The 11,760-nt window shown below is 37.2% G+C and carries 9 protein-coding genes and 4 pseudogenes; 11 read left to right on the top strand and 2 right to left on the bottom strand.

Features of this window, described 5'->3' with window-relative positions; translation table 11 throughout:
• Positions 1–11: 11 nt before the first annotated feature.
• Together JCM13188_RS19920 and JCM13188_RS16790 are read right to left on the bottom strand one after the other, a co-directional pair.
• Positions 12–218, bottom strand: a complete 207-nt coding sequence (locus tag JCM13188_RS19920; RefSeq protein WP_369405120.1) for a glycerophosphodiester phosphodiesterase family protein — start codon at positions 216–218, stop codon at positions 12–14.
• A 16-nt stretch (positions 219–234) separates the two neighbouring features.
• Complete coding sequence (locus JCM13188_RS16790) at positions 235–933, bottom strand: glycerophosphodiester phosphodiesterase family protein (RefSeq protein ID WP_279402045.1); 699 nt, start codon at positions 931–933, stop codon at positions 235–237.
• Between the two features lie 164 nt (positions 934–1,097).
• Between JCM13188_RS16790 and JCM13188_RS16785 the strand changes: the two are divergent.
• The 11 genes and pseudogenes from JCM13188_RS16785 to JCM13188_RS16750 all read left to right on the top strand — a co-directional run bounded on the left by JCM13188_RS16785 (position 1,098) and on the right by JCM13188_RS16750 (position 11,724).
• Positions 1,098–2,471: pseudogene (locus JCM13188_RS16785) on the top strand (dipeptidase).
• A 315-nt stretch (positions 2,472–2,786) separates the two neighbouring features.
• Complete coding sequence (locus JCM13188_RS16780) at positions 2,787–3,452, top strand: M48 family metallopeptidase (RefSeq protein ID WP_279402044.1); 666 nt, start codon at positions 2,787–2,789, stop codon at positions 3,450–3,452.
• Positions 3,453–3,617: 165 nt separating this feature from the next.
• Complete coding sequence (locus JCM13188_RS16775) at positions 3,618–4,718, top strand: DUF2254 domain-containing protein (RefSeq protein ID WP_054755009.1); 1,101 nt, start codon at positions 3,618–3,620, stop codon at positions 4,716–4,718.
• 260 nt (positions 4,719–4,978) lie between these two features.
• The gene (locus JCM13188_RS19915; RefSeq protein WP_279402043.1) at positions 4,979–5,575 is read left to right on the top strand and encodes a PucR family transcriptional regulator ligand-binding domain-containing protein; all 597 of its coding nucleotides are present in this window, start codon (positions 4,979–4,981) and stop codon (positions 5,573–5,575) included.
• Positions 5,576–5,607: 32 nt separating this feature from the next.
• Positions 5,608–6,501, top strand: coding sequence for a PucR family transcriptional regulator (locus JCM13188_RS19910; RefSeq protein WP_279402042.1), 894 nt, complete (start codon positions 5,608–5,610; stop codon positions 6,499–6,501).
• On the top strand, positions 6,447–6,638 hold the full coding sequence (locus JCM13188_RS21580) for a helix-turn-helix domain-containing protein (RefSeq protein WP_369405119.1): 192 nt from the start codon (positions 6,447–6,449) through the stop codon (positions 6,636–6,638). The genes JCM13188_RS19910 and JCM13188_RS21580 overlap by 55 nt, the downstream gene beginning before the upstream one ends.
• A gap of 164 nt (positions 6,639–6,802) precedes the next feature.
• A pseudogene (locus JCM13188_RS16765) lies at positions 6,803–8,011 on the top strand (M24 family metallopeptidase).
• A gap of 15 nt (positions 8,012–8,026) precedes the next feature.
• Positions 8,027–9,221: pseudogene (locus tag JCM13188_RS16760) on the top strand (cystathionine gamma-synthase family protein).
• 133 nt (positions 9,222–9,354) lie between these two features.
• Positions 9,355–9,957 carry a hypothetical protein gene (locus JCM13188_RS21575; RefSeq protein ID WP_369405118.1) on the top strand — a complete coding sequence of 201 codons (603 nt, stop codon included), beginning with the start codon at positions 9,355–9,357 and terminating at the stop codon, positions 9,955–9,957.
• Positions 9,944–10,276 (top strand): hypothetical protein, encoded by a 333-nt coding sequence (locus tag JCM13188_RS21570; RefSeq protein ID WP_369405117.1) that lies wholly within the window; start codon positions 9,944–9,946, stop codon positions 10,274–10,276. Before JCM13188_RS21575 ends, JCM13188_RS21570 begins: the two co-directional genes overlap by 14 nt.
• 40 nt (positions 10,277–10,316) lie before the next feature.
• A pseudogene (locus tag JCM13188_RS16750) lies at positions 10,317–11,724 on the top strand (aldehyde dehydrogenase family protein).
• The last annotated feature ends 36 nt before the right edge of the window (positions 11,725–11,760 follow it).

The following is an 11,760-nucleotide window of genomic DNA, read 5'->3' as shown; positions in this document are numbered from 1 at the left end:
TAAGCAAGGGTTTATCTTAATCCTTTTTCTTCTAATATATCTATTAATAAGTCAGGACGGTCTGTGATAATTCCATCAACTCCAGCATCGACTAATTTTCTCATCGTTTCTTCATCATTAACGGTCCAGTAATGAACATCCATTCCTAATCTATGAGCACCTTCGATGACTTCGTCAGTAAAAAAATCAAAATATTTATTTTCTAAAGGTAATTGAATGGCATGTCCTCTTGGTTTAAAAAAGGTTCCGAGCCCAAAGTTTGTTGGTTATGATAAAGTTAAACGCTGACTGTTCTCCAGTTCCTAAGGCAACTTTTCCTTTTGAGTATTCATTAAATCTATCGATAATTTCTTGGTCAAAAGATGAAACTAACACGCGGTTTTGCATATCATACTCTTGAATCAATTCCCATAGTTTAAATGCTATATCTCCATATAATTTGGGAGGGTTTGTATGTTTAATTTCAAGCATATAATTCAAGTTAGGGTATTCTTTAAAAACTTCTTCCAAAGTTGGTTTATATACACCAAGCCCTCTAAAGGAATATTCTCCGTTCAAATCTATAAAATGAAAGCCTGCATCAAGCATTTGGAATTCTTCTAACGTCAATTCGGCAACTAACCCCGAACCATCTGTTGTACGATCCACTGATGGATCGTGCATGAGAACCAAATGTCCATCTTTTGTTATATGAATATCGAGCTCAATCATATCCACTCCAAGTTCTGCTGATTTTTCTATGGCTGTCATTGTGTTTCCTGGCGCAATTAAATCTCCAGATCTGTGCGCAATAACGAGTGGACCATCATGATCAGGTTCTAGTATGGATTGTTGTGAGACATTTGGCTGAGGTTTAATATATAAAATGTAAAACGCAAGTGAATAGACCAATATTATAGATATTAAAATTAGGATGAGTTTTATCATTTTCATCCAAAGTTTACGAGCTGGTATTATTATTATTTTATGATACATATATACCTTTCTAAATGATTATAACATTTTATTCAAAACTTTGAGTCATATTAATGAATTGAAATATAGTAAGTGATAAGATTAGTCTTAATAGATTATTTTAATGAAGGGAGCTAATCAATATGCAAGAACAAGTCATTCAATATTTAAAAGACCATCGAGAAGAACATCTTAATCAATTAAAAGAATTTTTAGCTATTCCTAGTATAAGCGCTTTGTCTGAACATCATGATGATGTAGTGAAAGCTGCCGAGTGGGTAAAAGAAGACCTCTTAAATAGTGGTTTTAATCAAGCTGAAGTCATGCCATCTGATGGAAAGCCCGTCGTATATGGTGAAGTTATTAAAAACCCTAATGCTCCAACTGTATTAATATACGGCCATTACGATGTACAACCGTTGACCCAGTCGAATTATGGGAATCAGAGCCGTTTGATGCTACCATCCGTGATGATAAATTATATGCTCGCGGAGCAACTGATGATAAGGGTCAAGTATTCATGCATATGAAGGTAATGGAAGCTGTATTAAAAACAGTCGATACACCTCCAGTTAACTTCAAAGTATTAATAGAAGGGGAAGAAGAAATCGGTAGCCCGACACTTCCTAAATTCTGCGAGGAACATCAGGAAATGTTGGCGGCTGACCTAATTGTTGTTTCTGACTCGGCATTAATTGAAAAGGGTAAGCCAACGATTACATACGGATTACGCGGTCTAGCTGGAATTCAGATTGATGTTAAAGGGGCAAAAGGTGACCTGCATTCAGGTGAGTATGGTGGAGGTGTCATGAACCCTATTCATGCATTAGTCAAAATTCTAGATTCTTTCCGTGATGAAAATAACAAAATATTAGTAGATGGATTCTATGATCAAATTCCTGAGTTATCTGAAGAGGAGCGTAAAGCTCTTGCAGATGTACCATTTAATGAAGAGCAATTACGTCAGGATTTAGATGTACCAGAGCTCACGGGTGAAGAAGGTTACTCTTATGTTGAGAGGACCTCAGTAAGACCAACTCTTGAAATAAACGGTATTTATGGCGGTTTCCAAGGTGAAGGGATTAAAACTGTATTACCGTCTGAAGCGGCTGCTAAAATTACTTGTAGGTTAGTTCCAGATCAAGATCCTGAAAAAAATTGTTGAGCAATTAACCAAACACGTTGAGAAAAATACTCCAAAAGGGGTTAACGTTTCAGTAACGCCATTTGATAAGGGTAAACCTTACGTTACGCCGTTTGATCACCCAGTTATTCAAACAGCTGCGAAAGCTTACGAGAAAGTTTATAACGAAGAAACAGCTTATATTCGTGGTGGAGGCTCGATTCCAATTGTTGCTGAGCTTGATCGTATTTTACAAGTTCCAGTGGTGCTCATGGGCTTTGGTCTTCCAGATGAAAACTTACACGCACCTAATGAACATTTCCATTTAGAAAACTTTGATAAAGGGATGGAAACTCTAGCTCATTATTGGTTTATGTTAGAGAATGTAAAATAAAGTATATAAAGCATTCGGCTTGGGCCGAGTGCTTTTTTTGTTATTGTAATTTGAAAATTCAATACAAAATTTTAGTTTTTAATGTTAAACTATATCTGGAAATTATTGAAAGAATCGGTGATAACTTCACAAAGTCTTTGTGTAAATGTTTTAGTTCTTGCCGATATATTTTTTAGAGGGAGGTGAAACAATGAATAAAAGATTAGTTCACGGTAACGAAACTACATATTTCGTTATATCAGTCATCTATAGTATTTTTGTATATTTTATATTACTAATTTCCATTATAGGAATTCCTTATTTATTGTTAATTTATTGGTTTCTTTCATTATTAATGGATTATTTATTGCTAATATCCGTAATAATGGTGTGAAGGTTACTGAGAAGCAATTTCCCAAGATAGCTCATCGTACAAGAGAGATAGCGAATAACATGGGACTCATTAAAGTTCCAGATGTATTTATTATACAATCAGGTGGTTTATTAAACGCATTTGCTACTAAGTTTTTTGGTAGAAACTTTGTCGTTTTGTACTCTGACATTGTTGAAATAATTGAACAAGGTAATGATGAAGAATTAGAATTTATCATTGCGCACGAATTAGCTCATGTAAAGCGAAGACACGTCACTAAAAACACGCTATTGTTACCAGCCATGTATACGCCATTTTTGGGCAAAGCTTACTCACGAGCATGTGAATATACATGTGATCGTATGGCAGCTATATATACTGGAAACATTAATGCTTCAATTAACGCACTTATGATTTTAGCCTCAGGTAAATATTTATATGATCAGGTCAACCTCGAAGAGTATATTAGTCAACAAAGGATGGAGGGAGGCTTCTTTATATGGTTAAGTCATATAACTTCTACTCATCCACCTTTACCACATAGAATTCAAAAAATGAAACATATCAGTGATGCGCCTGAATTTTATGGCTTTAGTACAAATGATTTCCGTAAAGAACCAATTGCTTAGATAATTAAAAGAGATTAATTATGTAAGATGATTTCTGTAACAACAGGAATCATCTTTTGTTATTTAATTAAATCAACCCAATATAGTCATGTTTTATGAATCACGAGTTAAACTAGAGCTTAAATAATAATAAAAGAAGTGGTTGAATTTGATTAAAAAATTATTTTGAAGTTAAAAAACAGTGTCTGGGTCATTCCGGTTGTTTATTGTCTAGTCGCTCTATTGCTGACACTGCTGATTATGTTTATAGACTATGATCGGATTAATTATCTAGATGAATATATACCTGAAATACTCTATACTGACGCAGAGCTTGGTAAAGACATTTTAGGCGTGATCGCAGGTGCCTTATTAACAATGACCACTATTACGTTTTCAACAATTATGATTGTTCTTACGACTTATTCGTCACAGTTCTCTCCAAGAACACTCCAAAACTTTCTAACAGATCAGAGAACATTAACGGTTTTAGGTGTGTTCATGGGAGGTTTTTTATATTCAATCATCAGTTTATTATTTTTGCACGTTGAACAACCAGATAAGCAGATTCTTGCGGCTGCGTTCTCTGTTGCGTTATCGATTATTTGTTTGGGATTCTTTGCCTTCTTTATTCAGCATGTTGCAACGTTTATACAAGTTTCGAATTTAATCACGAGTATCACTGAAGAAGCCAAGAATAACCTAGAAGAGTTTCATAAGAAAGTTGATCAAACAGATTACATTAAGGAGCTCGATGAACCTATAATACCTCAGTCTTATTCCTACAAGACTGAGTTGAGAAGTCCAAGGTATGGTTATTTACAAATTATCGATTACGAAAGCTTGTACGAAGTGGCTCAAGAACATGATTTGATCGTGGTGATGACGAAGGAAATCGGTCGGTTTGTCATTGATGATACGCCGCTTGCAGTCGTCTATCATAGAGAAGAGAAAAAGTCGCCACACGATTTAATTGATGCCTTTACAATAGGGAGTGAACGAAATGCAAGTGAGGATGTTCAATATACGATTCAAAAATTAGAAGAAATTGCACTTAGGGCTATCTCATCAGGCATTAATGACCCACATACAGCAATTGATTGTATTCAACATTTAGGAAAAATACTATTAATGATAACACGATATCATAAAGAACATCTCGTTTACACTGAAGCTGGGAAGATTAGAGTCGTTTCAAAACAACGTCAATTAAAAGATATATTATACCAGTCTTTTTATCAAATTATCATTTGTATGGATGAAGATGTATCTATTCTTTTGTGTTGATGGACACGTTAATATTAATCGGGGAAAATAGTCGTCCAAGTGTACAAGTGATGATCAGGGAGTTATATCAATATTTAAGAGCTAATTTTAATATCTCGAGTTTAAAGCCATTAGACCTCCATTATTTTGAACAAAAGAAAAACGAATACTTGAATTAGACAAAATTTCTTAAAATTCTAAATTGACTGTATTCATTTGGCATCATTATAATAAAATTATAGTGATGTCAGACTTGATAGGTGATGAGAATGGGTATAGTCATGGAAGACATAGTGGACTTAAAGGTTATGGAGGATGCTAATGTCATTGCTGGTCATAAGCATTTAAAAAACACGACTGTTGAATGGGTATCTGTAATGGAAGTTCCCGTAGAAAATTTTGTGCGTAAGCATGAGTTTGTATTAACGACAGGGATTGGATGTGCAGACGACCCCATTTTATTTGAAAAATTTGTTCAAGATGTGATCCAATCAGGAGCTTCGGCATTAACAATCTCAACTGGCAGGCACATTTTAAATGTACCAGAACGTGTGGTTGAGATAGCAGAGGAATCTGATTTTATTTTAATTGAAATTCCTTGGAAGATTCGATTTTCTGATATTATTCAAGAAGTTATAGATGCGATTAATCGCGAGAATGAGTGGGAGCGTGAAAAAGCAGAACAATTAAGGCAGAAGCTGACTGATTGTGTGCTTAGTGGTGGATCTTTGAAAGATATACTCGAGCTCTTACATCATAATATTAATATTCCTGTTGCGATCAGTGACCAGAGACAGATCGTCCGAGCTAATTATGAATTTGACCCTGAAATAATAAAAGTATTGAATGGTCATACTCAAGGTGAAATAAAAAATTAGATAAACCTGAAGTTCCATTAGAGGAACATCCATTGTATCATCACTTAGATCAATATTATGTTAATGATAAGACCTGTTATGAGCTAAGTATTTTTTCGAATGATAAAAGGCAAGGATATTTATTATTCAAACCTGAACATTCTAAGGATTTATCAAGATTAACGATGAATGCACTGGAACATGGATTAACTGCATGTGCTTTATATTTTTTAACTGAAAATGCGATTGAAACGACGGAAATAAGGTTAAAAGATAATTTTATTTTGGATCTAGCAAAGGAAAAACAGGAACTGACAACCAAAATCTTATCTAAAGGCGAATTATTAGGATATGATTTGGCCAAATCTTATGCGTGTATGGTGGGTGATTTTCAAACCGTTGACATTGCAGAACATGAAAATGATCGTTCAATGCAGTCATCACTACATAGTTTGAACTATTATGTTCAAAAGGAAATTACGCATGCTAGTCAGCAGCTTGGACGTAAAACGATGTCAACATTTGATGATGGTGAGGTCATTATTTTTCTAGAAACAGATGATTTTGCTTATCAAGAGAACGTTAATCATTTTCTGGATATGGTCGAAAGGAGGCTACACGATCAGCTGACGAATTTAGATTTTGCATGGGGAGTCGGTTTTCACAGAGGAGATGGTAACGTATTTTACGAAAGTTACCAGCAGGCAAGGACGGCTTTAGATATTCACACTCGTCAGTACGGATTTGGTGAGCGAACATTTTTTGAAGAGACGAGAGTGAACCGATTATTGCTGATACTTACTCACGACCGGGAAGTTGTAAAGCATGTACAAGAGATTTTAGAACCTTTAGTTGATTATGATCTAAAGCGAAAAACGGATTTAATCCAGACATTTATGACTTACCAAAATATAAAGGGAACGTTAGCCAAACTGCTAGGGCACTAAATCTACACAGACAATCACTATTGTATCGCCTGAGAAATATTGAGAAATTAACAAAATTATCTTTAGTCGATGCTGATGATTCGTTTTTATTAGAGTTTAGCGTAAGGCTATGGATGTTGAATCAATTTAAGGAGTAAAGCAGCTCGTCGTGGCGAGCTGTTTTTTAATTTTACAAATTGTATAAAGCCTAAACAAAAAAAGTTCATACACTTTGAACATTACATTTGAGCTTCTGTCTACGTACAATAATAATAAGAAATCTAAAAATTCAGTCATTAGGTGAAGGGAGGATGTAAAGGTGTTGGATTTTGACATATTGGAGTATCAGAAACGACTTGAAAAAACAAAAAGAAGTATGGAAGCGAAAGGGATAGAGGTTCTGCTTATTACCGATCCGGCCAATATGAATTATTTATCTGGTTATGATGCGTGGTCATTTTATGTCCACCAGATGTTAATTGTGATTATTGATGAACCTCAGCCTATCTGGATTGGGCGCTATATGGATGCACCAGGGGCCAAGGCCAAAACTTGGATGTACGACGAGAATACGATGGCCTACCCAGATTATTATGTTCAATCAATGGAGTATCATCCAATGGAGTTCATCGCTGAAATATTAGAACAAATTGGTCAGGGGAACCGTTCTATTGGTGTTGAGAAAGAGCAGTATTATTTTACAGCTAAAGCATTTGACGTTTAAAAGAAAAAATTGCCTAATGCAACATTTAAAGATGCAACTAGTTTAGTTAATTGGGTGAGAATTATTAAATCGCCTCAAGAGATAGAGTATATTCGCCGCGCTGCTAGAATCGCTGAGCAAGCCATGACTGCGGGACTAAATAGTATTCACACAGGGTCCCGCGAATGTGATGCAGCTGCGAGTATCTTTTTGAATTAGTAAGGGGCACTGAAGAACATGGTGGGGATTACCCGTCAATCGTGCCGATGCTTCCAACCGGGGAAAATACATCAACACCACATCTCACCTGGAGCGATCAGTACTTTAAAGAAGATCATTCCGTCATTGTTGAACTAGCGGGTTGTTATAAACGTTATCATTGTCCTTTAGCGAGAACAGCGCATATAGGGCAACCTTCAGAAAAACTCGAACGTCTTGCTGAAATCGTAGCTGAAGGTATTGATGAAGTCATGTCGATCGTGAAACCGGGAGTGGTGTTGGAGGAACTCGAAGAAGCTTGGCGAAAGGCAACGCGAAGATACGGCATTGAGAAGGAATCACGACTAGGTTATTCCATGGGGTTAAACTACCCGCCTGATTGGGGGGGAGCACACGGCAAGCATACGAAAAGGCGATCATACGATATTACAACCAGATATGACCTTTCATTTTATTCCTGGGATTTGGTTAGATCATTATGGTTTAGAAATGAGTGAATCATTTAGAGTGACGAATACAGGTGTTGAAATGTTTACGAATTATCCAAGGGAATTACTCATTCAAAGTCCATTTAAAATGCCTGATGGTAGCGATGGAATTATTAGTTAGGAGGAGATTAAGATGATGAATGAAAAGAAATTGGGAACACAGGCACTCTGGGCAGGAGAGAAAGATCAATTAGTACATGGTGCAACTCAAGTACCAGTTGTGCATAGCGTATCCTTTGGTTATGACGACATGGATGAATGGTTTGAAGTTGCAACAGGTCAGAAGGAAGGGCACATTTATGGACGTAATACGAATCCAACTGTTCAGGCTTTTGAAGACAAAGTTAAGATTTTAGAAGGCGCTGAAGCTGCTACTAGTTTTTCAACGGGAATGGCGGCCATTAGTAATACACTTGCGACCTTTTTGTATCCAGGCGACCGAATCGTATCCATCAAGGATACGTATGGCGGTACAAATAAAATTTTTACAGAATTTTTACCTAAGCAACAAATACATGTTGAGTTATGTGACACAGGTGATCATGCAGCGATTGAAAAGGAAGTAGAAAAAGGATGTAAAGTTCTTTATTTAGAAACGCCAACAAACCCCACGGTTAAGATTACAGACATAGAACGAATGGTCAAAGCAGGTCGTGCAGCTGGTGCATTAGTGATTATTGACAATACGTTTGCAACCCCAATTAACCAAAATCCTATTGAACTTGGAGTTGACTTGGTCATTCATAGTGCCACGAAGTTCTTAGGAGGTCACGCAGATGCTTTAGGTGGAGTGGTTTGTGGACGTGAGGATTTAGTTGAACAAATTTATCACTATCGTGAAATTAATGGAGCAACCTTAGATCCAATGGCGGCTTATTTATTATTACGTGGAATGAAAACGCTTCATTTAAGAATTGAGCGCCAGAATTACAATGCACAAAAGTTGCTGAGTATTTGAAAACAGTGGATGCTGTTGATGATGTGTTTATCCAGGTTTAGAGAGTCATCCAGGTCACGATATTGCGAATAAGCAAATGCGAGGCTTTGGAGGTATGTTAAGTTTTTCAGTAAAAGGCGGAATGGAAACCGTCCGTCATTTACTTCCTAAACTTAAATATGCAAATCGAGCAGCAAACCTTGGAGCTGTTGAGACAATTGTAGGTCCAGCACGTACAACAAGTCACGTAGAATGTACACCTGAGGAAAGAGCGGCGATGGGAATACCAGAAGGTCTCGTTCGATACTCAGCAGGTGTTGAAGATCTTGATGATTTAATTGCAGATTTAGAGCAAGCTTTTGCATCATTACCTGAAGATGTCTTAGCAAAGTAAGGAGGGGTTTGATGAAAATAGCATTTGTTGGTTTCGGCGGTGTCGGTCAGGCACTTGCTGAAATTTTAGAAGACAAAAAGAAGTATTATCCAAACAATATGGTCTAAACGCAACTGTTGTTGCGGTATCCGATATGATGAAAGGTGCTGCATATGATCCCGATGGATTAAACATTCCTCAATTGCTTACAGCTGTTCGTGAGGAAGGGCGAGTAGACGCTTATCCAAATGCGAAAGAATATGGGCTTGATAGTTTAGAGACTATAAAGCACACCAATGCTGATTTAATTGTTGAAGTGACGTTTACGGATGTTCAAACAGGTCAACCAGCGATTGATCATTGTGAAGCTGCTTTTAAACACGGCAAAAGTGTCGTAACGACTAACAAAGGTCCAGTTGCTCTAAAATTAGAAGAATTACAAGCCGTTGCTAACGAAAATAGTTGCTTCTTTGGTTTTGAAGGAACGGTTATGAGCGGAACACCAGCATTAAGACTTCCTAAAACAACCCTCATGGGTAACGATATTTATGAAGTGGTTGGCATTCTTAACGGCACGACGAATTACATCTTAACTGAAATGGAAAAAGGGCTATCGTTTGATCAAGCGTTAAAACAAGCACAAGAATTCGGTTATGCCGAAGCTGATCCTACGAGTGATATTGAAGGCTATGATGTACGTTATAAGGCAGCTATCTTATCCCATTACGTTATGGGGGGAGAAAGTGAATGCTCTTGATATTCCTTGCACGGGAATAGCTGATCTGACGGACGAAATGATTCAAAGTGCAATAAACGAAAATAAACGTTGGAAGCTTCTAGCAAGAATTAGAAAGACCGATCAAGGTGTTGAAGTAAGAGTTGGCCCTGAGAAAATTGACGCGACCCACCCACTTGCAAGTGTTCAAGGAGCTACCAATGCTATTTTATATGAATGTGATTTATCTGGTCCAATTATGTTAACAGGAGCTGGGGCTGGCCTTAAGGAAACCGGATTTTCTTTATTAATTGATTTGATTCACGCTTATCAAGTCGATCAAAAAATAAGTGTATCGTGAGGTGATTAAGTGAAACAACTACAAGTGAAAGCTGAAAAAAATGTTACTAGCAGGTAAATGGGTTGACGCTGCTAAAACATTTGGTGTGTATGATCCACAAGATAACAGATTAGTTGCTCATGTTCCTTTATCAACAAAGGAAGATATGAAAAGGGCAATTGATGAAGCTGAAAAGTCATTTAAACGCAATAAAAACTGGCCGACTCACGAGCGAATAAAAGTTCTGAGGCCGCAGTAGAATACATGAATGAAAATAAAGAACTTTACGCCCAAACAATCGCAACAGAAGGTAGTAAAACGATAACTGAAGCCCGCGGAGAAGTGAAAAGAGCTATGCAAACTTTGGAAATAAGTGCTGAGGAAGCAAGGCGCCTAAAAGGTGAGACGATTAATTTTGACCAAAATGAAGGCAGTGAAAACCGATTAGGGTATTATTATCGTTTCCCAGTTGGAGTAGTTGGGGCGATTACACCATTTAATGATCCATTAAATTTAGTTGCTCATAAAGTAGGTCCTGCCCTTGCTGCTGGTAACGCGATCGTAGTTAAACCAGCCTCTGTTACACCATTAAGTGCGTTACTACTTGCTGATGCTTTTGAAGCGGCAGGATTACCAAAAGGAATGTTAAGCGTCATTACAGGGTCTGGTAAGGATCTAGGAGAAACACTTGTCCAGCATCCAGCGGTTAAGATGGTTTCCTTCACTGGAGGACTGAATACAGGTGAAAAAGTAGCCGAACAATCTGGTATTAAACATATTGGAATGGAGCTAGGTTCAAATTCACCAGCTATTGTCTTAAGTGATAGTGACTTAGATGATGCGGTTTCCTCATGTGTCTCTGGCGCGTTTGGAGCTGTAGGTCAAAACTGTATTGGAGTTCAGAGAATATACGTAGAACGTCAAGTATATGATGAGTTTTGTTAAGAAAATGGTGTTTCAAACTAATGCATTAAAGGTTGGTGATAAACTCTCCGACGAAACAGATGTCGGACCGTTAATTACCGAAAAAGAAGCTTTGCGTGTTGAAGAATGGGTTCAAGATGCGGTTGAGAAAGGTGGTAAAGTACTAACAGGCGGGAAAAGGGATGGGGCTTATTATTTGCCAACCATTTTAGCAGATGTTCCTGATTCAACTAAAATTGTAAATGAAGAAATTTTTGGTCCTGTAGTAACTGTTTTTCCCGTCGATTCATTAGAAGAAGCCATCGAAAAGTCAAATCATGTGGAATACGGTTTACAGGCAGGTATTTTCACAAAAATTTAGATCACGCATTTATGCCGTTCAGCATTTAGAATGTGGTGGTGTAATGGTAAATGACACCAGTGACTATCGAATTGATGAAATGCCTTTCGGTGGTGTTAAAAGTTCTGGCTTAGGTCGTGAAGGAGTCCGCTTTTCCATTGAAAAGATGACTGAACCTAAGGTCGTTGCAATTAAATTATCATAATGCTAGAACCTGGCCGTATGTGGCTAGGTTCTTTTC

The sequence above is a fragment of the Piscibacillus salipiscarius JCM 13188 genome, from assembly GCF_001311865.1.
GTDB classification, from domain to species: domain Bacteria; phylum Bacillota; class Bacilli; order Bacillales; family Alkalibacillaceae; genus Piscibacillus; species Piscibacillus salipiscarius.
This window is presented reverse-complemented; position numbering and strand designations above follow the sequence as displayed.

Bases quoted from the DNA above. Each gene is read 5' to 3' on its own strand.
- JCM13188_RS16790 (WP_279402045.1), bottom strand. From the start codon at position 933: ATGAAAATGATAAAACTCATCCTAATTTTAATATCTATAATATTGGTC.
- JCM13188_RS19915 (WP_279402043.1), top strand. From the start codon at position 4,979: ATGGAAGACATAGTGGACTTAAAGGTTATGGAGGATGCTAATGTCATT.
- JCM13188_RS21575 (WP_369405118.1), top strand. From the start codon at position 9,355: ATGATGAAAGGTGCTGCATATGATCCCGATGGATTAAACATTCCTCAA.